The sequence below is a fragment of the Cupriavidus sp. D39 genome (genome assembly GCF_026627925.1).
GTDB classification, from domain to species: Bacteria; Pseudomonadota; Gammaproteobacteria; order Burkholderiales; family Burkholderiaceae; genus Cupriavidus; species Cupriavidus ulmosensis.
Genome location: NZ_JAPNLE010000009.1, coordinates 324,296 through 346,132 on the forward strand (window position 1 = coordinate 324,296; position 21,837 = coordinate 346,132).

Annotated in this window: 16 protein-coding genes and 2 pseudogenes; 8 read left to right on the forward strand and 10 right to left on the reverse strand. The window is 66.6% G+C overall.

Annotation, left to right across the window (positions count from 1 at the left end; translation table 11 throughout):
- Positions 1-16: 16 nt before the first annotated feature.
- The 3 genes from OMK73_RS13060 to OMK73_RS13070 all read right to left on the reverse strand — a co-directional run bounded on the left by OMK73_RS13060 (position 17) and on the right by OMK73_RS13070 (position 3,119).
- Complete coding sequence (locus OMK73_RS13060) at positions 17-814, reverse strand: ABC transporter permease (RefSeq protein ID WP_267606359.1); 798 nt, start codon at positions 812-814, stop codon at positions 17-19.
- Positions 815-944: 130 nt separating this feature from the next.
- Positions 945-2,012 carry an ABC transporter ATP-binding protein gene (locus tag OMK73_RS13065; protein WP_267602432.1) on the reverse strand — a complete coding sequence of 356 codons (1,068 nt, stop codon included), beginning with the start codon at positions 2,010-2,012 and terminating at the stop codon, positions 945-947.
- Positions 2,013-2,087: 75 nt separating this feature from the next.
- Positions 2,088-3,119, reverse strand: coding sequence for an ABC transporter substrate-binding protein (locus OMK73_RS13070; RefSeq protein WP_267602433.1), 1,032 nt, complete (start codon positions 3,117-3,119; stop codon positions 2,088-2,090).
- Between the two features lie 197 nt (positions 3,120-3,316).
- Here OMK73_RS13070 and OMK73_RS13075 point away from each other — a divergent pair, with 197 nt between their 5' ends.
- The gene (locus OMK73_RS13075) at positions 3,317-4,225 is read left to right on the forward strand and encodes a LysR substrate-binding domain-containing protein (protein ID WP_267602434.1); all 909 of its coding nucleotides are present in this window, start codon (positions 3,317-3,319) and stop codon (positions 4,223-4,225) included.
- A gap of 83 nt (positions 4,226-4,308) precedes the next feature.
- On the opposite strand, the gene OMK73_RS13080 is transcribed toward OMK73_RS13075, so the two are convergent.
- The 3 genes from OMK73_RS13080 to OMK73_RS13090 form a co-directional block, all read right to left on the reverse strand.
- Positions 4,309-5,976: a hydantoinase B/oxoprolinase family protein gene (locus tag OMK73_RS13080; RefSeq protein WP_267606360.1), complete on the reverse strand. Its 1,668-nt coding sequence runs from the start codon at positions 5,974-5,976 to the stop codon at positions 4,309-4,311.
- 51 nt (positions 5,977-6,027) lie between these two features.
- Positions 6,028-8,157, reverse strand: a complete 2,130-nt coding sequence (locus OMK73_RS13085) for a hydantoinase/oxoprolinase family protein (RefSeq protein ID WP_267602436.1) — start codon at positions 8,155-8,157, stop codon at positions 6,028-6,030.
- 112 nt (positions 8,158-8,269) lie between these two features.
- Complete coding sequence (locus tag OMK73_RS13090) at positions 8,270-9,211, reverse strand: Bug family tripartite tricarboxylate transporter substrate binding protein (protein WP_267602437.1); 942 nt, start codon at positions 9,209-9,211, stop codon at positions 8,270-8,272.
- A gap of 346 nt (positions 9,212-9,557) precedes the next feature.
- Here OMK73_RS13090 and OMK73_RS13095 point away from each other — a divergent pair, with 346 nt between their 5' ends.
- Positions 9,558-10,451: a LysR family transcriptional regulator gene (locus tag OMK73_RS13095; protein ID WP_267602439.1), complete on the forward strand. Its 894-nt coding sequence runs from the start codon at positions 9,558-9,560 to the stop codon at positions 10,449-10,451.
- Between the two features lie 264 nt (positions 10,452-10,715).
- On the opposite strand, the gene yjjJ is transcribed toward OMK73_RS13095, so the two are convergent.
- Positions 10,716-12,041, reverse strand: a complete 1,326-nt coding sequence (gene yjjJ, locus OMK73_RS13100) for a type II toxin-antitoxin system HipA family toxin YjjJ (protein WP_267602440.1) — start codon at positions 12,039-12,041, stop codon at positions 10,716-10,718.
- A gap of 464 nt (positions 12,042-12,505) precedes the next feature.
- Between yjjJ and OMK73_RS13105 the strand changes: the two are divergent.
- The 6 genes and pseudogenes from OMK73_RS13105 to OMK73_RS13130 all read left to right on the forward strand — a co-directional run bounded on the left by OMK73_RS13105 (position 12,506) and on the right by OMK73_RS13130 (position 19,355).
- Positions 12,506-14,830 (forward strand): annotated as a pseudogene (locus OMK73_RS13105) (FdhF/YdeP family oxidoreductase).
- A 16-nt stretch (positions 14,831-14,846) separates the two neighbouring features.
- Positions 14,847-15,293: a phosphate-starvation-inducible protein PsiE gene (locus tag OMK73_RS13110; protein WP_420715528.1), complete on the forward strand. Its 447-nt coding sequence runs from the start codon at positions 14,847-14,849 to the stop codon at positions 15,291-15,293.
- Between the two features lie 157 nt (positions 15,294-15,450).
- Positions 15,451-16,341: a formate dehydrogenase accessory sulfurtransferase FdhD gene (gene fdhD, locus OMK73_RS13115; protein WP_267602442.1), complete on the forward strand. Its 891-nt coding sequence runs from the start codon at positions 15,451-15,453 to the stop codon at positions 16,339-16,341.
- The gene (locus OMK73_RS13120; protein ID WP_267602444.1) at positions 16,335-17,546 is read left to right on the forward strand and encodes a molybdopterin molybdotransferase MoeA; all 1,212 of its coding nucleotides are present in this window, start codon (positions 16,335-16,337) and stop codon (positions 17,544-17,546) included. Before fdhD ends, OMK73_RS13120 begins: the two co-directional genes overlap by 7 nt.
- 97 nt (positions 17,547-17,643) lie before the next feature.
- Positions 17,644-19,102, forward strand: a pseudogene (locus OMK73_RS13125) (PLP-dependent aminotransferase family protein).
- Entirely contained in the window at positions 19,089-19,355 is a 267-nt protein-coding gene (locus OMK73_RS13130; RefSeq protein WP_267602445.1) for a transcriptional regulator, read from the forward strand. The pseudogene OMK73_RS13125 and the gene OMK73_RS13130 overlap by 14 nt, the downstream one beginning before the upstream one ends.
- 17 nt (positions 19,356-19,372) lie before the next feature.
- On the opposite strand, the gene moaA is transcribed toward OMK73_RS13130, so the two are convergent.
- The 3 genes from moaA to cydB form a co-directional block, all read right to left on the reverse strand.
- Positions 19,373-20,473: a GTP 3',8-cyclase MoaA gene (gene moaA / locus OMK73_RS13135; RefSeq protein WP_267602447.1), complete on the reverse strand. Its 1,101-nt coding sequence runs from the start codon at positions 20,471-20,473 to the stop codon at positions 19,373-19,375.
- A 212-nt stretch (positions 20,474-20,685) separates the two neighbouring features.
- The gene (locus tag OMK73_RS13140; protein ID WP_267602449.1) at positions 20,686-20,823 is read right to left on the reverse strand and encodes a DUF2474 family protein; all 138 of its coding nucleotides are present in this window, start codon (positions 20,821-20,823) and stop codon (positions 20,686-20,688) included.
- Positions 20,823-21,830 carry a cytochrome d ubiquinol oxidase subunit II gene (cydB, locus tag OMK73_RS13145; protein ID WP_267602451.1) on the reverse strand — a complete coding sequence of 336 codons (1,008 nt, stop codon included), beginning with the start codon at positions 21,828-21,830 and terminating at the stop codon, positions 20,823-20,825. The genes OMK73_RS13140 and cydB overlap by 1 nt, the downstream gene beginning before the upstream one ends.
- Positions 21,831-21,837: the final 7 nt, after the last annotated feature.

Consider the following 21,837-nt stretch of genomic DNA (forward strand, 5'->3'; position numbering starts at 1 on the left):
TTTTCTCTTGCTTTGCTCAGCCTTCGAACACCTGGCGGAAGCGCCGCTCCACCAGCCGGTTGCAGCCCACGATGATGATCACGTTGGCGATCAGCAGCAGCACGGCGATGGTTGCGCCGAGCGGCCAGTTCAGCGTGTTGAGGAATTCGTCATAGGCCGCGGTGGCGACCACCTTGAGGCGGCGCCCGCCAAGGATGGCCGGCGTGGCGAAGGCCGATGCCGCCAGGGCGAACACGATGATGCCGCCCGACAGGATGCCCGGCAGGATCTGCGGCAGGATGATGCGGCGGAACACGGTGAAGGGCGACGCGCCAAAGGCCAGGCCGGCGTTCTCGACCTGCGCGTCGAGCTTTTGCAGCGCGGCCCAGACGGAGATCACCATGAAGGGGATCAGCACGTGGGTGAGCGCGATCACCACGCCGGTCAGGGTAAAGACAAGCTTGACCGGTTCGTCGACAATGCCCATCCATTGCAGGGCCTCGTTGATCAGCCCGTTGTTGCCCAGCAGGATGGCCCAGCCGAGCGTGCGCACCACCACCGAGATCAGCAGCGGGCCAAGGATCACGATCAGGAACAACGCGCGCCAGGGACTCTGCATGCGTGCCAGGATGATGGTCTCCGGCACGCCGAGCGCAACGGCCAGCACGGTCACGGCCAGTGCAAGGCCCGCGGTGCGCAGGAAGATCTCGTGGTAGTAGCTGTCGCCCAGCACCTCCAGGTAGTTGGCCATGGTCAGCTCGGGCAGCACGCCGCGCGTGCCGTCGAAGACATGGAACGACAGCAGCGCGGTGAGCGCCAGCGGCACCAGCAGCATCGCGGCGAACAGCAGCAGCGCGGGTGCCGACAGTAGCCAGGGCGCCGATCCGGCATGCGCATCGTTGCTGGCGGTGGCAGCCTTGGCGGGCGCGGCCGGGGCGCCGGAGGGCAGGGTGGAGACGGTGGTGTCAGCCATGATGTTGCTCCGCCGTCAGTACCCGCAGGTCATCGTCCGACCACAGCACGCTGACCGCCGAACCTTCCTCGGGCGGCGCGGCGCCATGGTTGGGCTGGCTGACGCGCAGCAGCCCGAGCGCACTTTGCACTTCCAGCATCCAGTGATTGCCCAGGAACAGGCGCGTTTGCACCGTGGCGGGGATGCCGCCGGCATTCGCCGGCGCCAGGCGGATCTTCTCGGGGCGCACGTAGACGTGCACCTCCTTGCCAACCTCGCGGCCCTCGTGCGGCACATGCGCGAGCGTGGCGCCCAGGCGCACTTCGCAGCAGCGCGGGTTGGTCTTTTCCACCACGCCGCGGATAGCATTGGTCTTGCCGAGGAAGCCGGAAGCAAAGGCGGACTGCGGACGCTCGTAGGCCTCGAGGGGCGCGGCCAGCTGCACGATGCGCCCGCCGTGCATCACGGCAATGCGGTCGCTCATGGTCATGGCCTCGACCTGGTCGTGGGTCACCAGGATGGTGGTGATGCCAAGGTGGCGCTGGATCGCGCGCAGCTCGATGTGCATGTCCTCGCGCAGCTTGGCGTCGAGGTTGGACATGGGCTCGTCGAGCAGCAGCACCTCGGGCCGGATGGCCAGCGCACGGGCAATCGCCACGCGCTGGCGCTGGCCGCCCGACAACTCGCGCGGGTAACGCTTGCCAAGGCCGCCAAGGCGCACCAGGTCCAGCGTCTCGTCGATGCGCCGGCGGCGTTCGGCGCAGGCCACGCCGCGCATCTCCAGGCCAAAGCCGATATTGGCGGCCACCGTCATGTGCGGGAACAGCGCATAGCTCTGGAACACCACGCCCATGCCGCGTTTTTCCGGGCGCAGGGCAGTGATGTCGCGGCCCTCGAGCAGGATGCGGCCATGGGTGGGCTCCACAAAGCCGGCGATCATCTGCAGGGTGGTGGTCTTGCCGCAGCCGGAGGGCCCGAGCAGGGAGAGGAACTCGCCGCGCCTGACCTCCAGGCTCAGGTTTTCGACGGCGTGGAAGGCACCATAGGCCTTGGCGAGACTGTCTAGAGTGAGGAACGTCATGGTCTTTTCGTGGTTGGCGCGGCGCCCCCGCAAGAGGCTCCGTCTGTCGTGGCGACTACGGGAGGGGGCGCTGGCTCAGCGTTCCACGGTGCGGTTCCATCGGTTAGTCCACTCGGCGCGCTTGTCGTTGACAAGCGTCCAGTTGGTCGGCAGCAGCTTGTCGATCTGCGCCTTGCCATAGGGCACTTTGGCCGATACCTTGGCATCGAGCGCGGTCTTGGCATTGACCGGCCCCCAGCCCTGCGAATCCGCCAGCATGGCCTGCACATCCGGTGTCAGCAGGTACTGGACCAGCGCCTGCGCCTGCGCGGGCACATCGCTTTGCACCACCGGGCAGGCCGCGATCATCAAGGCGGGGGCGCCTTCCTTGGGGTAGACGAATTCCACCGGGAAGCCGGTATCCTTCAGGCTCTGCACGCGGCCGCTGCCCCACACGGCGAGCGCGATATCGCCGTTCTGGAAGAGTTCGGTCATCTTGCCCGGCGACGGTTCCCAGGCCAGCACGTTTGGTCCCACCTCTTTGGTCAGTGCGGTGAAGCCGGGGTCGATGCTTTGCTCGCTGCCCTTGCGCAGCTTGGCGAACATCACCAGCGTCTGCAGGCCGTAGGTATTGCTAATGGGCGGGATGGCGATCTTCTGCTTCAGCTTCTTGTCCGCCAGCGCCTCCCAGGAATCCGGCTTGGGCAGGCCAGCCTTCTTGAAGGCTTCGGTGTTGTAGGCCAGGCCGGTGGCCACCACGCCCACGGCGGTAGCCTTGTCGGTCAGGCGGGCAAGCGGATACAGCTCCTTGTACACCGGCGCATCCTTGAGCGTGTCGCAGAAGCCGAACTGCACCGCCTGGTACATGGGGCCGTCATCGAGCAGGACCACGTCCAGCTCCTGCCGGCCCTTCTGCGCCTGCAGCTTGGCCAGTGTGTCGGTGGAGTTGCCGGAGACATACACCACCTTGACCTTCTCCTTTGCTTCGAAGGCCGGGATGATCTTTTCCTTGAACAGCTTTTCGGTCGAGCCGCCGTAGGAACCCACATACAAGGTGGGCTGCTGCGCCACGGCTGCCGATGCCGAGAATGCCGCCAGGATGGCTGCCGCCACAATGTGCTGCTTCATCTTTTCCTTCCTCCGTGTGCACCGGTAATGGGCGGCGCTTCACCAAATCAATGCAAAAAAGTTATGGTTGCGCCGCAACAGAAAATTCGGAAACAGGCTGCGTGAATCCTTGCTGCCGGGCATAGATTAGAGGGGCTGCCAACACTTGGAAAATTCTTTTTTGGCCTGTCCATAACATGGTGTTATAGACTTACGGCATGAAGATCCGACAACTCGAAGCCTTCCGCGCCGTCATGCTTTGCCAGACGGTGACGCGCGCCGCGGAAATGCTGCATATCTCACAGCCGGCCGCCACCCGGCTCATTGCCGACCTTGAGGAATCTGTTGGCTTTGCCCTGTTCGAGCGTGTGCGCGGCAGGTTGTACCCGACCGCCGAGGCGCAGGTGCTCCATGAGGAGGTGCAGCGTTCATTGGTCGGGGTGGAGCGCATCGCGCTGGCCGCGCAGGACATCCGCGATCTGCAGCGCGGCTCGCTGCAGATTGCGGCGGCGCCCGCGCTGGCCTTGTCCTTCCTGCCGCGCGCCATCGCGGAGTTCCTGACGCAGCACGGTCAGACGCAGATCTCCATGCTGACGCACTCATCCCGCACCGTGGTGGACATGGTGGTGGGGCAGCGCTGCGATGTCGGCCTGGCGATCCTGTCGATGAACCACCCCAGTACGCATGGCGAGCGGCTGATCTCCACGCGGATGGTGTGCGCGCTGCCGGTCGGGCACCGGCTGTGCGCCGAGGCGGTGATCCGGCCGCATGACCTGGCGGGCGAGAAATTTGTCTCGCATCCGCGCGCGCTGGATTCGCGCCTGCAGATCGATGCGCTGTTCGCGTCCTATGGGATCGAGCGCCAGTTGCAGGTGGAAACGCAGGTGTCGTGGAGCATCTGCGCATTCGTCGAGGCGGGCCTGGGGGTGGCGCTGATCGATCCGATCACCGCGCTGGAGTATCGCGGCAAGGGCATTTGCTTTCGCGTCTTCGAGCCGCAGTTGACCACGGATTTTTCCGTGCTGTTTTCGACCCAGCGGCCGCCGTCGCTGTTGCTGAAATCGTTTATCGCCCACACGCGTGCGTTCGCGCTCGCCCAGTTGGACCCGCAACTGGTGGTGGCATGAGGGTGGTATGTGGGTTGTATGGGAGTCGCCACAAGCGGCGCAGGTCCGACTGCGCCGCTTGTGCCGCTTGTGCCGCTCGCAGCTTAGGGCAGGTCGTCGACGTAGCCGGGATAGGCTTGCCGCGCCACGGCGGGCGTCACCTTGCCGTCGCGCAGGTCCCGCGCCAGTGCCTGGGCGTTGCGCTGCGCGGGATCGCCATAGCCGCCGCCGCCCGGTGTTTCCATGCGCACGCTCTCGCCGGCCTCCAGCGCGATATTGGCGGTCTTGGAGAACAGCTCGCTTTGCTGCGCGGTGCCGGAGTTCCGCACCAGCCGCGCGCGGCGGCCGTCATTGCCGCCATCGACGCCGGCGGGCACGCCCACCGTATGGCTGTCCGAGCGCGCGGAAAAGACTATGCCCGGCACCAGCGCGCAGATCTGCTTGGCGATGCCTAGGCCCCCGCGCGTGCGGCCGGCGCCGCCGGAGTCGGGAATCATCGCGTACTCGTCCATGCGCAACGGATACTCGTTCTCCAGCGCCTCGACCGGTAGGTTGGACGTGTTGGTCATATGCACGTGCACCGCGTCCATGCCGTCGCCGTCATAGCGTGCGCCGCTGCCGCCGCCGATCGTCTCCAGGTAGACAAAGTCGCCCGCACGCTGGCGCAAGCGCCCGGAGAACACGATAGCCGGGCAGGAGTCATTGCCCGAGGCCATGATCTTTTCCGCCGGCAGCAGGCCGCGGAAGGCGCCGAAGATGGCGCCCGCTACCTTCTGCGCGGTGATGGAGCGCGCCCCCACCGCCGCGGGCGGCTCGGGATTGGTGATGGTGCCGCGAGGCGCGCTGATGCTGATGGGGTCGAACATGCCGGCATTGGGCACGAGCTCCGGGTCCAGCAGCGCCTTGACGGCGTAGTACACGGTGGCGCGCAAAGCATTGATCGGCAGGTTCATGGCGCCGCGCGCCTGCCTGCCTGAGCCGGTGAAGTCGAAATGCAGTCTTCCTTGCGCCACGGTCAGGGTAACGCAGATGGGCACCGGATCGCCTCCCATGCCGTCGTCGTCCAGGTAGCTGGTGAACGTGTAGTTGCCCTCGCGCAGCTCGGCCACGCGGTTGGCCAGCCTGCGGCGGGTATAGCGGATCACGTCTTCCACCGAGCGCAGCACGGCCTCGAGCCCCATCTGGCGCAGTAGCCCGCGCACCGCCTCGGCGCCGCGCGCGTTGGTGGCCATCTGCACGCGCAGGTCCAGCATGCGTTCCTCCGGATCGCGCGTATTGCTGCAGACCAGGCGCAGCAGGTCGCCATTGAGCTCGCCGCCACGCGCGATGCGGCAGGCCGGGATGCGCACGCCTTCCTCGAAGATGCTGCGCAGCGTGCCGGCGATGGACCCTGGCACTGCGCCGCCCACGTCCGAATGGTGCGCGATATTGGCGGTAAAGAAGCGCAGCGTGCCTTCCCAGAATACCGGGGTGACGATGTTGATGTCAGGCAGGTGGCTGCCGTTGGCCAGGTAGGGGTCGTTGCAGATAAAGACATCGCCGTCGCGGATGGTATCCGCGGGAAACTGTGCCAGCACTGCCTCGATGGCGCCATTCAGCGAGCCCAGGTGCAGCGGGATCTGCGTGCCCTGGGCCACCAGCCGCCCGGCCGCATCGAACAGCGCCACCGAGCAGTCCTTGCGCTCCTTGATATTGGTGGAGAACGAGGCCCGCACCAGCGTGTTGTTCATGTCCTCGGTGATGGACAGCAGCCGGTTGCTGAACACTTCCATCTCGATGGGGTCGGCCAATGCGTCCTGGCTCGGGTCTGCGGCGCGGGGGATTCAATGGACATGTTCGCTTTCCTGTATCGCCTGGCTTGCTTTGATGCCCTGGCCTGGCTGGCTCGTGCGGTGGGACTCACGCTGGCCGGCGGCCACCGTGACGATGAGGTTGCCATAGGCGTCGACCTCGGCATGGTGGGTGGGGCCGAGCACGGTGGTCGAGCTCATTTCCTCGATCACCGCCGGGCCGTCGATACGCAGGCCCGCGCAGAGCCGGTCGCGATCGTAGACCGGCGACAGGCGCCAGCCATGCGCGCGGCCGTGGTAGACCTTCCGTTCTCCCGTCAGGGACTGGGCCAGCGTGCCGCCGGCACGGGCCGGCGCGAGCAGGGCCTTGATGACGTTGCCGACCGCCTGCACCCGGCAGTTGATGATCTGCACCGCCCGTCCCGGCACCTGGTAGCCGTACTCGCGCGCATGCTCGGCCTCGAACGCCGCCAGGAAGGGCGCCAGCTGGTCGCCGTCGATGGCCTCCATGGGCACCTGGACCTCGAAGTTCTGGCCGTCGTAGCGGGCATCGATGGCGTAGTGCAGGCGCTGGCTGGCCGGCGCCACATGCTCGGCCTCGAGCCAGGCCTGCGCTTCGCCGCGCAACTGGGCGAAAGCACTGACCACGCCTTCCCAGCCGTCGCCATCGGCCAGCGAGATCTCACTGCGCACGAAGTCGAACGAGATATCGGTTAGCAGGATGCCGCGCGCGCACATGGTGCCAGGCTCCTGCGGCACGATCACTTTGGGAATGCCGCATTCCTCGGCCACCTCCACCGCATGCAGTGGCCCGGCCCCGCCATAGGCGTACAGCGCGAACCGCGACAGGTCGTAGCCGCGCTCGGTGGACACGGCGCGGATGGCGCGGCTCATATTGGCGTTGGCGATGCGGATGATGCCCTCGGCGGCGTCTTCCAGCGGGATCCGCAGCGGCGCTGCCACCTGCTCGGCAATCACGCGGCGGGCACCCGCCAGGTCCACCGGCATGCGGCCCTTGAGCAGCGCGACCGGGTTGAGGCGCTGCAGCGTGATCTGCGCATCGGTGATGGTGGGCTCGGTGCCCCCGCGCGCATAGCCCACGGGGCCGGGCACGGCCCCCGCGCTATGCGGGCCGACCTTGAGCGAGCCGGCGTCGTCGCGCCAGGCGATGCTGCCGCCGCCCGCGCCGATCACGTGGATGTCCACCATCGGCGTCTTGACCGGATAGCCAGCCACGTGGCGGTTCGAGGTGAACAGCGGCCGGCCCGCGGAAATCAGCGAGACGTCGGTGCTGGTGCCGCCGACATCGAAGGTGACCAGGTCGGGCCGGCCGATGGCGCGGCCCACCGCGGCCGCGCCCACCACGCCGGCGGCGGGGCCGGAGAGGCAGGTGCGCACCGGATACTGGCGCACCGCGGCGGCCGACATCAGGCCGCCGTTGGAATGGATGGTGTAGGGCCGCTGGGCAATGCCCAGCTCGGCCACGCGTGCCATGAAGCGGTCCAGGTAGCGTGCCATGCGCGGGCCCACGGCAGCGTTCAGCACGGTGGTGGAAAGCCGCTCGTACTCGCGGAATTCCGGCAGTACCTCGCTCGACAGGCTGATATATGCGCCGGGCATGACCTCTTCCACGATGGCGCGGGCGCGCTGCTCGTGCGCCGGATTGCGGTAGGCATGCAGGAAGCAGATCGTCACCGCCTCCAGGCCGGCGGCGCGCAGGGCTTGCGCGGCGCGGCGCACGGCCGCTTCGTCCAGTGGCGTGACCACCTGGCCCTGCGCATCCAGCCGCTCCGGCACTTCGATGCGGTGCGCGCGGGGCACCAGCACCGGCGGCTTGGTCACGCTGTAGTCGAACAGGTGAGGGCGGGTCTGCCGGCCGATCTCCAGGATGTCGCGGAAGCCCTGGGTGGTGATCAGGCCCACTGCCGCGCCTTTGCGCTCGATGATGAGATTGGTGGCCACGGTGGTGCCGTGGCCCACGTGCGCCACCTCGGCGGGCGCCACGCCGTGCTCGCGCAGCAGTTCGGCAATGCCGCGCTCGATGGCCTCGGACGGGTCGTGCGGGGTGGAGGGGACTTTATGGAACTGCACGGCCCCGGCCGCCTCGTCGATCATGGTGAAGTCGGTGAAGGTGCCACCGACGTCGATACCGATTCGGTACATGTTGGGTTCCTGGGTTGCGCTGGTGAGGATGGGGAGCTGAGTGTTGGGGAGATCGGGAGTCGGACGCGCGCCTTGGCTGCCTGCCTGGCGGCAGGGGCAGCCCGGCAGCATCTCATTCGGGCTTGATGCCGGCGACCGCCGCCACCTTGTGCCATTTGGCGATGTCGGTACGGATGAACTGCGTGAACTCCGCCGGGGACATGCCTGACGGCTGGGCGCCTTGCTCGGTGAGGTAGCCGCTCATCTTCTTGTCATGCATGACCGCCATCAGTTCGCGCGACAGGCGGCCCGCGATCTCGGGCGGCATATTCGGCGGCCCGAACAGGCCGAACCAGACAATGGCCTCGAAACCCGGATAGCCGGACTCCGCCACCGTGGGCACCTCCGGCAGCATCGGCGAGCGCGTGAGCGACGTCACGGCGATGGGTTTGAGCTTGCCGCCCTTGATGTAGCTGTAGGAGGTCATCACCACATCCATCATGCTGTTGACATGCCCGCCGATCAGGTCGGCCATGGCGGGGCCAGAGCCCTTGTAGGGCACATGGGTGAGCGATACCCCTGCGGTGGACTTGAACAGCTCGTAGGCCAGATGGTTCGATGTGCCCTGGCCATTGGAGGCAAAGGCGTACTTGCCCGGCTCGCGCTTGAGCAGGCCCACGAACTCTTTCATATTGCCGGCCGGCACCGCGTTGTTCACCACGAGCACGTTGGGGATGGTGGCGACCATGGTGAGCGGCGTGAAGTCCTTGAGCGGGTCGTATGGCAGCTTGGCGAACAGGCTGGGCGCCACCGCATGGGTGCTCACCGAACCCATCAGGATGGTGTAGCCATCCGCCTGCTGGCGCGCTACGAACTCGCTGCCCACCGTGCCGCCCGCGCCGGGCCGGTTCTCCACCACCACGGTGCCCTTGACGCGCTCTCCCAGGTCCTCCGCGATCTTGCGCGCGATCAGGTCCGTCGAACCGCCCGCGGCAAACGGCACAACCAGGCGGATCACCTTGGCCGGCCAGGGGCCTGCGCTTGCGCGCCGGTGCTGCCCAGCAGGAGTGGACACAAGACGGGGAGGCAGGACAACAGGTGCTTCAGGCGCGGCATCGCTTAGTTCTCCGTAGTGGGGGAACCGGCTGCGCAGCGCCCGCGGGCCCTGGTTTCGGGCTGGCAGGCTGGCCGGACCCCGTGCGCCGGGTACTTCGCCGAGCGGCATTGAGGCCGGCGCGACGAAAGCCGGTTGACCCCATATTAGGCAGGCTGCCGGCCGCCATGCGATACGGTCGCCTTTATACTGGTATCCATCAGACAAATACTGCGCGCCGCCGCTGGCATGGCTGCCAATGCACGTTGACAGCCTTTGGCGCTGGCACGGCGCTCGCTTAAGCTGTGTTCCTAATGGATCCGAGCCCATGAAAAGTGCCGACCTGAACCTTGTCACGCACTTCGATGCACTCATTTCGTGCCGCAACGTGTCCCGTGCGGCCGAGCAGATGCAGCTTTCCCAGCCCGCCATGAGCGCGGCGCTGAGCCGCCTGCGGCGGCTGTTCAATGACCCGCTGCTGGTACGCGAAGGCGCGCAGTGGAAGGCCACCGCACGGGCGCTGGAGTTGCACCGGACCTTTGCCCCTATCCTGCAGCAGTGGCAAGCCGCCACCGCGCCGCGCGAGGAATTCTCGCCGGCCAGCAGCAAGCGCGTGATCTCCATCTATGCGACCGACTATGTCCAGTTCACCGTGTTGCCCAAGGTCGTGGCCAGGGTGGCGCAGGAAGCGCCGCATATGCAGTTGCGCGTGTTTCCCGCGCGCCTGCAGCACGGCCTGAGCATGCTCGAGACCAACCATGTCGAACTGATCGCCGGCTACTACCCAGAGCCGGCGCCCAACCTGCGCGCGCGCTTCCTGTTCGAGGAGCCCACGGTATGCCTGATGCGCGCCGGCCATCCCTCGCTGGAGCGCCCTTGGAACCTCAACGCCTTCCTGCGCTACAAACATATCGACCTGGCCGCGCATACCCGCTACTTCAGCGAGCGGATCGACCGTGCGCTGGAAGGGTTGGGCCGGAGCCGGCAACTGGCGGTCACGTTATCGAGCTACCTGGCCTGCCCGCATGTGGTCGCCGCGTCCGACATGATCGCGACTTTGCCCAGCAGCGTCGCCAACGCCCTGGCACGCAGCACCGGTACGGTGATCAAGGAGGTTCCGATCTCCCTGCCGGCACTCAGCGTGTCCCTGTACTGGCATGAGCGCTACCAGACCGATCAGGGGCATGCATGGCTGCGGCAGGTGATCGGGGATATTTTTTGATGGCAACTGCTTAAGCAAGCTCAGCGATAGGTTTGTTCGACCAGCGTTCTCAATGCCGCCGGTTCGCTCCCCTCTCCCGCGCGCGGGAGAGGGGCTGGGGAGAGGGCGGGCGCTCGTTACGCCTGCGTGCTGGACAACCCCACGGGCTTCGCTTGACGTGGCTCCTAGCTAAGCCACCCCTCTCCCCGGCCCTCTCCCCTGAGGGGAGAGGGAGTGACAGCCGTCGTCATGGCGCGCGGCTTTGGCCCGTTCGGCGGCTTTGTCTTAGGCCAGGCGTTCGAGTTGCCGATCGACGTCGTCCAGCCAGGCCTGCTGCTGTCCTGAAATCGCTGCAAATTCTGCGCTGGCCAGCGGGTGCTCGGCGAGCCGTCGCCAGTAAGTGCGGGCCGACGGCAGCATCTCCTGCCAGATATCGGCCGGCGGCTGCGCGGGCGGCGTGAGCGCGTCCAGGTTGTCCCGCATTGCGCCGCTGCGGTCGGGTGCCAGGCCCATGGGCAGCATGTCGTAAGCCGGCGTCAATGAAAGCGGCAGCGCGCCGTCATGCAGGAAGGCGAGATTGCCAAAATGCATATCCGTGTTGCCAATCAGACGGCCGAAGGCATATAGCCGGCCGGCATCGTGGTGCGCCTGGTCCGTAATCACATCCTGCTTGAGCAGCGCGTCGGTGATGGCCGGCCAAGCACCTCGGCCGCGTCCGACGAATTCCGCGTCCAGCACAGCCAGGGACACCACGCCCCGCCGGCCGCCCTGCGCGGTGCGATCGAAGCGGGCGACCTGCAGGAAGCGCTGGCCGCTGGCATCCAGCAACTCGCTCTTAGCCGCGGGCAAACCGTGATCCACCAACTGCTGCAGGGCGAGATGTTCCGCCAATAGCAGGTCTCGCCAACGCTGACTGATCGCGCTGTCCTGCGCGGCACTGAACTTGACCAGAACGTCCTGCCCATCGACCTGGATGGCGAACTTCGGTTGCTCTCCGCCGGCACTGGAGCCGACCCGCTCGCCCGCCATCGACTGGGCCGCGAGGCCCGGAAAGCGCTGAGCACGTTCGCCGGCGGCGATGTTGTCCGGCTGGTGCGCCAGCCAGGCGTCTCGGCTCAGGTCACCCAGCAGTAGATTGCCGGTCACGTCATGCTGTCCCGCTGCCAGCGCGGCCAGCACGTGGTCGTCGCTCCAGGTCAGCAGATCATCGGGCAAACCGAGCCCAGCGGCGCGCTGGCGTACCCAGTGCCGTCCAAGAAAGCCTTGCGGGCGCATGTCCAGCAACCACCATGGCAAGCCCTCGAACCAGCGGTCGTTTTGGCCAGGCTGGCGTACGACAAAGCCCGGATGGACCGGCAACAGCTCACCCCATTGCTCAATGCGTCCTGCACCCGTCACACGATACAGCGCCAGTTGCGCCTGCCCCGCCACGCTTCGGCGTGCCAGATAGCGTACAGCTCGGGCGTTGCCAATGCGCAGAACGCGATCGCCGGCTTCTGCGATACGGCGCGATAGCGTGGGCTGACTGATCCCTAGCCGCCCACACAGGTACCCCGCATTAGCGGGGCCCTGGCTAAGGGCGTCCAGCAGAGCAGGGGTATGCGCAACCATGAATAGATACTGAATTGAGGATTGAATATGAAAATTATTATATATCAACAACTTATAGTTCTATTTCAAGATTTTGCGGGTGATCGGCGAATAGATAATGGATAAGTGCCTAAAAAGTATCTTGTGTGTGATCAACGTGCGCCGGCGGGCCAACTGCGCAGGTTGGCACACACGGGTGCTTACTGCGCTGGCTGGTCGCCGTCGATGCCTTGGCCTGACACCTGGCCCAGCTTGGGGGCAAAACGGATGCAGAAGACGCGGTCGCGGACGAGCACGGTTGGCATGCATCCTAGGGCGAAGAGGCACGAAGAGGCAGCTAGCGAAAAACTGTACTCCCAGGCAGCGCTGCCGTTTGTACGTACCCGGGCGCACCCGCGAGACCTAATCTGGTGGCACCGCGACGATCCGGACCGACCCCATGGGCCAGGCCGGACGCCGCTCCAGTCGCTACAGGACACCACGCCATGAGCTCCCCGACGCCTGAAAAAGGCCATATCTCCTCCTACACCCACCCCGCGGCCGGCTGGGGTGCGCTGAAGTACGTTGCCATCAACCTGATCAAGGAGAAGGTTGCCGGTGGCAAGTACAAGATGCTGTTCAAGCAGAATCAGGCGGATGGCTTCGACTGTCCCGGATGTGCGTGGCCGGACCGGCAGCACGCTTCCACCTTTGAGTTCTGCGAGAACGGCGTCAAGGCCGTGGCGGCTGAGGCCACCAGCATGCGCGTCACGCCGGAATTCTTCGCGCAGCACACGGTCACATCGCTGATGGCGCAAACGGATTTCGAGCTGGAACAGCACGGACGGCTGACGCACCCCATGGTCTACGACCCACAGACCGACAAGTACCGTGCGATCGCGTGGGACGAGGCCTTTGCGCTGATCGGGCACCACCTGCGGTCGCTGCCCGATCCGAATCAGGCCGCCTTCTATACCTCGGGCCGTGCCAGCAACGAGGCCGCGTTCCTCTACCAGCTGTTCGTGCGTGCCTATGGCACCAACAAGCTTCCCCGACTGCTCGAACATGTGCCACGAAGCCACCAGCCGCGGCTTGCCGCTGACGGTAGGCGCGGGCAAGGCCACCGTGGTGCTGGATGACTTCGAGCATGCCGACACTATCCTGTTGTTTGGCCACAACGCGGCGACCAACCATCCGCGCATGCTGGGCGAGCTACGCGAGTGCGCGCGGCGCGGTGCCACCATCGTATCGATCAATCCGCTGCGCGAACGTGGCATGGAGCGTTTTACCAGCCCGCAGCATCCGGTGGAGATGCTGACCGGCTCCAGTACCAAGATCGCCTCGATGTTCGTGCAGCCTAAGCTGGGCGGCGACTTTGCCCTGATCAAGGGCATGGCCAAGCGCCTCTCCGAACTGGACGACGAGGCGGTGAGGCACGGCCGCACGCGCCTGATCGACGTGGACTTTGTGCGCGAGCACACCATTGGCTTCGGCGACTTTGTCGAAGACCTGCGCGCGCAAAGCTGGGCGGACATCATCGCGGAGTCGGGCGTATCGCAGGAGGATATCGACGCGCTGGCCCAGGTCTACGCCAAGGGCAAGCGCGTGATCGCGTGCTGGGGCATGGGGCTGACGCAGCACAAGCATTCCGTGCCGACGGTGCAGATCTTGTCCAACCTGATGATGATGCGCGGAAACATCGGGCGCCCCGGTGCCGGGCTGCTGCCGGTGCGCGGGCATTCGAACGTGCAGGGCGACCGCACGGTGGGCATCGAGGAAAAACCCGAGGAAGCGTTCCTGGACCGCCTGCAGGCTACATTTGGCTTCGAGCCGCCGCGCGAGCATGGGTACGACGTGGTCAACACCATCTCGGCGATGCTTGACGGCAGAGTCAAGGTCTTCATCGGCCTGGGCGGCAATTTCTCCACGGCCACGCCCGACACGCCGCGCACCTTCGAGGCGTTGCGCAAGTGCGCGCTGACCGTGAACATCGCCACCAAGCTCAACCGCAGTCACCTGGTGCACGGCAAGGCGTCGCTGATCCTGCCCACGCTGGGCCGCACCGAGATCGACCTGCAGGCCGGGGTGCCGCAGGGCGTCACCGTCGAGGACTCGGTCTGCATGGTCCATATCTCCTTTGGCATGAACGCACCGGCGTCGCCGCACCTGCTGTCGGAGATTGCCATTGTCGCGCGCATGGCGGCTGCCACGCTCGGCTCGGAGAAGATCGACTGGCTGTGGTATGCCCAGGACTATGCCCGCATCCGCGATGCCGTTGAGATGGTTGTCGAGGGATTCGAGCGCTATAACGAGCGTGTCGCGGTGCCGGGGGCTTCCACCTGACGCCTGCGTCCCGCAACCGCGTGTGGCACACCCCGTCAGGCAAGGCGCAGTTCCTGGTCAATCGCATCGACAAGGACACCCCCATCCATCGTGCCCGCGAGCAGTATGGCGACCGGCTGATGGTGCTGATGACGACGCGCTCGCACGATCAGTACAACACAACGATTTATGGCCTGGACGACCGGTACCGCGGCGTCTTCGGCTTGCGCCGGGTAGTCTTCATCAATCCTGCCGACCTGGCACTGCTTGGCCTGAAGGCGGGGCAGCATGTCGACATCACCAGTGTCTGGGACGATGGCGTGCAGCGCCACGTCGAGGACTTTGTGCTTGTCGAATACGACATTCCGCAAGGCTGCCTGGGTGCGTACTATCCCGAGACCAATCCGCTGGTGCCCCTGGAGAGCACCGGCGATGGCTGTGGCACGCCCACATCCAAATCGGTGCCGGTGTTGCTGAGCCCCTCCAGCCGCCAGCCCGCGACGGCGTAACCGCGGCAGCAGAGCAATGAGCTTGGACAGAAAACCCGGCTCCCGGCCGGGCCAAGGGTTGGTGCGCGCCCGCCTTGAATCCTTTCTGGGCATGGCGGAACTGGCGGGCCTGGTCGTGATCGGCCTGGCAACGACGTTCATCATGGCGCAGGAAGGCTGGAAGGTTGCGGGCATGGGCGCGGTCTCGATTACCGACCTGCTGCTGATGTTCCTGTACCTGGAGGTGCTGGCGATGGTAGTGCGCTACCTGAAGCTCGGCCAGCTGCCGGTGCGCTTCCCCTTGTATATCGCGATGGTTTCGCTGGCGCGCGACCTGATCCTGCGCTTTAGCGAGTCCACCGAGTTCCACATGCTGGCCTTGTGTGCCGGCGTTGTCATGCTGGCCTGCGGCGTGCTGATCCTGCGTTACGGGCAGTACCGCTTTCCCAGCACCGACGACGGGGAAAGCGGCGCCGGGGAGTAAAGCGCGGTGCGCGCAGGCATCTGTGGATGTCGCGGACTGGCGCAACTGTATCCCTCGTGCGCCGCGGCCCCTGCTTACCATCATTCCCAACAGTATCCGACAACGCCCCATGGCGCCCGACGCGTGCCGGGGTGGCATCAATCTTCGCGAGGTTCCCATGGATTGCACCGAACCGGTTGAACTGGTTGAACTGGTTGAACACTCAGGCTATGAAGCGCGCAGCATCGTACGGCACAAGGACGGCGCGGCGCAGCCGGCCACCGACAACGTGGCGGAAGAACTCCCGGTGGCCCTGGTATACAACGGCATCTCGCACGCCGTGATGATGGCCACGCCGCTGGACCTGGAGGCGTTCGCGGTCGGCTTTTCGCTGACCGAGGGCATCGTCAGCGGCAACGCGCAGATCCACGACCTGGAAGCGCGCGTGCACCGGCACAGCGCCGAAGTGCGGCTGCAGATCAGCGAACACGCCTTCGCCGCGATGAAGGCGCGCCGGCGCTCGCTGGCGGGCCGCACCGGCTGCGGTGTCTGCGGCATCGAGAGCATCGAGCTGCTCGACCTGGTGCCCGCGCGCATCCCGGAGCCGGCAAAGCGGCTGGCGCCGTCGCGCGAGGTGATCGAGCGCGCCGTCGAGGCGCTGCCGTCGCACCAGCGGCTGATGCGGGCCACGGGTGGCGTCCACGCCGCGGCCTGGTGCAACGAGCGCGGCGAGATCCTGCATGTATTCGAGGATGTCGGCCGGCACAACGGCCTGGACAAGTTGATCGGCCACCTGGCGATGCAGCGCGTGGCGATGGACGACGGCTTCGTGTTCCTGTCCAGCCGCGCCAGCTATGAACTGGTGCGCAAGGCGGCGCGCATGAATATCCAGATGCTGGCCACGATCTCCGCGCCGACCTCGCTGGCAATCCGGATCGCCGAGCAGGCCGGCCTGCGTCTGCTCAGTTTCTGCCGCAAGGACGGCTATGTCGACTATACCGGCGCAACACCGGGCGGCGGCAACGATGCGCACACCACGTGCGCTCCGGCGGGAGGCGCGGCATGCTGAGCTTTGACGAGGCGCAGGCCGTCTTCGCAATGTGCGCGGAGCCGGTGCCAGAAACCGAAACCGTGTGGCTGGGGCTGCTGACCGGCCGCGTGCTGGCGCGCGACCTGGCCGCGGTCATCGACACGCCGGCGGCGGACCGCAGCGCCATGGATGGCTACGCGGTCCGCAGCGAAGACTGTCGCGGCGACGCCTGCTTGCCGCTGCAGCAGGTTGTCTACGCCGGCATGCGAGCGCAGCCGCTGCTGCCCGGCCATGCCATCCGCATCTACACCGGTGGCGTGATCCCGCCTGGCGCCGATGCCGTCGTCGCGCTCGAGGATGCCTTGGAGACCTATCGTGGCGTCACCTGCGCCAGGGCGCCCGTGGCGGGCCAGCACATCCGGCGCAAGGGCGAGGATGCGCGCCGTGCAGACCTGCTGTTGTCGGCCGGCACGCTGCTGCAGGCCGGCCATATTGCCGCACTGGCCTCACAGGGCCTGGCGCAGGTGCCGGTCTGCCGCCTGGTCGAGGTCGCGATCCTGACCTCGGGCGACGAAGTGGCGGCGCACGACGAACCACGCGACGTGTACCAGGTGCATGATGTCAACGGCCCGATGCTCGAATCCCTCGTGCAGGAAATGGGCGCCGTGGTCTGTTGCCACCGCCATGTGCAGGACGACGAGCGCGCCCTCCATGACATGCTGCGCGAACTGGCGTCCGACGCCGACCTGGTGCTGGTCGCCGGCGGGGCCTCGGTCGGCCAGCGCGACCTCGCAGTCGCGGCGCTGGCGTCGGCGGGCGGCGAGCTGCTCTGCCGGGGCGTCAACATGAAGCCCGGCAAGCCGGTGACGGTGGGGCGCCTGCGCGGCAAGCCCGTGGTGTGCCTGCCCGGCAACCCGGCGGCGGCCTATGCGACCTTTGCACTGCTTGTGACACCGCTGCTGCGCCGGCTGCAGGGTCGGGCTGAGCTGTTCCCGCCGGTGAGCCTGGTCCGAGCGGCGCTGGCTGGCGCGCGCACGCAATCGTGCGACGCGTTCTGGCGCGTGGGCGAAGTCAGCAACCCGGGCGGCCGGGAAGGCATCGTCCAGGTCAATGCCCAGCAGGGTGCTGCTTCCGTGTCGGCGCTAGGCCAGGCCAGCGGCTTTGTGCGTGTGGGGCCGCAAAGTGCAGGGCAACTCCATAATGTGCCGCTGCCGTACTATGATCTCCATCGTTGGCTCAGTTGACGGCAAGCCGGCGCAGGGCAGCCGGCGCAACGGCAGCCCCGGGGCAGGGAACGATCCGGCCGGGCCGGAGTGGAATGGCTGGCGAGGGGAGCGCGGCGTGAAACTATATGAAAAGCTGGCTGCGGATATCGAGGCATTGGTGCTGCAGGGTGTCTTGCTGCCCGGCGAGCGGATTCCCTCGGTGCGGCAGGCAAGCCAGCACCACCGCATGAGCATCACCACGGTGATCCGCGCCTATGTCACGCTGGAGAGCCGCGGCATTATCGAAAGCAGGCCACAGTCCGGGTACTTTGTGCGCGCCCGGCCGGGCGAGCCGGCGATCGAGCTGCGGCCGTCGCGGCCCAGTGCCAAGCCTTCCGCGGTGGACGTCAGCGCGCTGGTGCTTTCCACACTGCGCTCGATCCGCTCGGACAAGGCCGTGCCGCTCGGCTCGCCTTATCCCGACGCCGCGCTGTTTCCCTGGCAGCGCATCAGCCAGTACGCCAACAACATCGCGCGGCGCTACGCCAAGTGGACCATGCTGGACGACCTGCCGCCGGGCAGCTCGGAGCTGATCCGGCAGATCTCGCGCCGCTATCTCGAGAACGGCTACGCCATCGACCCGAACGAGGTGATCGTCACCATCGGCGCCACCGAGGCCATCAACCTCTGCCTGCAGGCGGTGGCCAAGCCGGGCGATACGATCGCGGTGGAGTCGCCGACGTTCTACGCGATGCTCCATGCCATCGAACGGCTGGGGATGCGCGCCATCGAGGTGGCGACCGATCCGGTGGAGGGGATCGATATCGGCGCGCTTGAGCGGCTGATCGACGAAAAGGGAGTGGCCGCCTGCATGGTGATGCCCAACTTCCAGAATCCGCTCGGCTTCCAGATGCCCGATGAAAAAAGCGCAACCTGGTGGCGATGCTGACTGCCAAGGATATCCCCGTCATCGAGAACGACGTCTACGGCGAGCTCTACTATGGCAAGTCCCATCCCAGTTCGCTGAAGGCCTATGACACGGCCGGCATCGTCCTACATTGCGCCTCCTTCTCCAAGACGCTGACCAATGCCTTTCGCATCGGCTGGGCGTTGCCGGGCCGCTACCGGGACGTGGTGGAGCGGCTCAAGTTCCTCAACACGCTGACCACGCCGGCCATCCCGCAGCTGGCGATCGCGGAGTTCCTGAAGAACGATGGCTACGACTCCCACCTGAGGCGGGTGCGCAAGGCCTATGCGCAGCAGGCCAGCATCATGGCCGCCGCCGTGCGCAGGTTTTTCCCCGAGGGCACCACCACGTCGCGGCCAGCGGGGGCTATGTGCTGTGGGTACAGCTGCCGGAGGGCATCGACGCCATGGAGATGTACCACGCGGCGCTGGAGCGCCGCATCACCGTTGCACCGGGGCATATGTTCGCGCCTGGGGCCACTTACCGCAACTGCATCCGGCTGAACTACAGCGCGGAATGGTCGCCCGGCATCGAGTCCGCCGTGCAGACGCTGGGCAAGATCGCTCAACACCTGCTTGCGCGCAACCGCCAGTCGGGCGAGGACAACCACGACCATGCAAGACGCTGATATCGATCCCGCCATCCTGGCAGTCCTCGTAGTCCTGTGCCAAGCCGGGCGCGAGGGCGGCGCCAGCCCTTGGTCGCTCGCCAAGATCGCCAAGCGGGCAGCGCTGCCGATGAGCGTGCTGCGGCGCGTGCTGACGCAACTTCAGTCCGCCGGACTGGCCGACGTCGCGATCGACGAGGAAGGCCGCGGACACGCGAGCCTGACGCAAGCCGGCGCGGCGCTTGCCGCGCAGGTTTTCCCGGATCCGGCCTGAGACCAGCGCCCCGCGGCTCAGCCGCCCACCAGCGACATGCGCACCGTCGGGTACTGCCGCTTGCCGCTGGCCAGCTTGCCCGCGCGCAGCTCGGAATAGCGGTCTGCGCGCGCCTGCCACGCTTGCCGTACCGCATCCGCCACGGCTTGTACCGGGCGAGCGGCAGACAGGTGCCGGCGCAGGTCGACGGCGCTCGTGGCGAACAGGCACAGGTGGAGCCGGCCGTCGACCGAAACGCGCGCGCGGGTGCAATCGCCGCAGAAGGGGTGCGACACGCTGGAGATGAAGCCCAGCTTCAGGCTGCCGTCCGCCAGCGCATGGTTGCTGGACGTCTCGCCGTCCCGCCTTGCCACTGGTACCAGCGCATGCGCGCGCTCGACGATGCCGCGGATCTCGTCGGAGGCGACGACGCGGGACCGGGACCACGCGCTGGGGCCTTCCACGTCCATGTATTCGATGAAGCGCAGCGTGACGCCGCTGCCGCGGAAGTACTCGACGAGCGGCAGCACCTGTGCGTCATTGGTGCCGCGCTCGACCACGCAATTGACCTTGACCGGCGCCAGGCCCGCGGCGCATGCCGCCTCGATCCCCTCCAGCACGCGGCCGACCGGGAAATCGACGTCGTTCATGGCGCGGAAGATCTGGTCGTCCAGGCTGTCCAGGCTGACCGTGACCCGGCCGAGGCCCGCGTCCCGCAGCGAGCGGGCCTTGCGGGCAAGCAGGCTGCCATTGGTGGTCATTGCCACTTCCACCTGGCCGCCGTCGACGGTCCGCATGGCGGCTATGCCCTCGACCAGCGACTCGATGCCCTTGCGCAGCAGCGGCTCGCCGCCGGTCAGGCGCACCTTCTCCACGCCAAGGCTGACAAAGGCCCGCACGATCCGGAGCAGTTCCACATCAGACAGGCGTTGCTCGGGGGACAGGAACGGATAGTCGCGCCCGAAGCGCGCCTTGGGCATGCAGTAGGTGCAGCGGAAGTTGCACTGATCGATCACGGACAACCGCAGGTCCCGCAGCGGGCGGCCCAGCTGGTCCCGGCAGGCGCCCGATGCCTGGGCCGGTACAAGTGCCTCAAGGCTGACGGCGGCGGAACCTGGTTGCACAAGCGCTGGTTGCATGGCGAATCTCCCTGGAGCAATGGCGTGGGGCATGGCGCGGCAGCGGGGCGGCCGGTGTGGCGCCTGGCTGCCTTGCCATGCCGCCAATACTAGGGATGGATGGCTGCCCGGCAGGCGTACAAATCGCCGGGACAGGTAGCAGAACAGTTGGGTGGGGCGCCGCAGCGGGTGCCCCCTGAAGCGCAAGTTGACGCTGGGAATGCAGCATGGCTTCAGTGGGAGAGCCCGGCCGCGCGCATCACCAGCCGCATCAGGCAGGCAAAGGCGAAGACCGTGCCGACGCCCGCCAGCCAGAGCGTCAGCAGCCACCCAAGCCGGGCCCTGAGCCGTGGTTGGATGATCCTGGCCATCAGTGATACCCCTCTCCACGCCGGACCTTGCCGCGGAACACGTAGTAGGACCAGGACGTGTAGGCCAGGATGATCGGCACGATGAACAGGGTGCCGACCAGCGCGAAGCCCTGGCTTTGCGGCGCGGACGACGCATCCCAGATCGAAACCGACGGCGGGATGATGTTGGGCCAGACGCTGATGGCAAGCCCGGTATAGCCCATGAAGATCATCAGCAGCGCGTACAGGAACGGCGACACGTTCGGGCGCCCGCGCAGGGCCCGGTAGATGCCGGCGGCCGCAGCCAGCACCAGCAGCGGCACGGGCAGGAAGAAGAAGAGATCGGGCAGCGAGAACCAGCGTTGCGCGATGCCCGCATGGGTCAGCGGCGTCCACACGCTCACCGCCGCGATCATCGCCAGCATCACGCCCGTCAGCACGTTGGCCACGCGCAGCATGGTCCATTGCAGCCGCCCCTCGGTCTTCATGATGAGCCAGGTGACGCCAAGGAAGGCGTAGGTGATCACCACGCCCACGCCCGTGAAGATCGGGAACGGCGCCAGCCAGTCGAGAGCGCCGCCGGCGTAGGTGGTGCCTTGCATGGCAATGCCGTCGATATAGGCGCCCAGCATCACGCCCTGGAAGAAGGCGGCGACCACCGAGCCCCACGAGAAGGCCTTGTCCCAGTAGGGGCGGCTGCGGTCGCTCGCCTTGAAGCGGAACTCGAAGGCCACGCCGCGGAAGATCAGGCCGAGCAGCATCAGCATCAGCGGCAGGTAGAACGCGCTGAGCAGGACCGAGTAGGCCAGCGGGAAGGCGCAGAGCAGCGCTGCCCCGCCGAGCACCAGCCAGGTCTCGTTGCCGTCCCAGACCGGCGCAACGGTATTCATCATGACGTCGCGGTCATAGCGGTCGCCGACGAAGGGGAAAAGGATGCCGATGCCGAGGTCGAAGCCGTCCATGATGACGTACATCATCACGCCGAAGAAGATCAGGCCGGCCCAGATTACGGGAAGATTGATGCCCATGGTGATC